The sequence below is a fragment of the Cupriavidus sp. SIMBA_020 genome (assembly GCF_046535395.1).
Classification (GTDB): domain Bacteria; phylum Pseudomonadota; class Gammaproteobacteria; order Burkholderiales; family Burkholderiaceae; genus Cupriavidus; species Cupriavidus campinensis.
The window spans coordinates 1-252 of sequence record NZ_JAWRWU010001198.1 but is presented as its reverse complement, the minus strand read 5'-3'; the positions used below and the strand labels follow the sequence as shown (position 1 = coordinate 252).

The 252-nt window shown below is 72.6% G+C and carries 1 pseudogene; it reads right to left on the bottom strand.

The features are described 5' to 3' along the window. Nucleotides 1–252 (bottom strand): annotated as a pseudogene (locus SB751_RS33325) (hypothetical protein); the annotation flags it as partial.

The window sequence follows — 252 nt, the reverse complement described above, 5'->3', positions numbered from 1 at the left end:
CACCGACCGCAGCATGCCCAGGTCGGGCAACCCATACGGCGCCTGGCTGGCGCGCCGGCCCAACGCGGGATGCAGCGACAGCATGTCCGGCGTCGCCCCCGTGACGGCGATCCGGGAAAGATCGCCCAGCAGGCCCAGCCGCAACCCGCCTGGCACCGCGATGTCCAGATGCCCCGCCACCGCATCGAGCCGGATCTGCAGCGTCTGGATATCGGCCGCGCGGGCGTCGATGCGGCGCGTGTCGGCAAACGC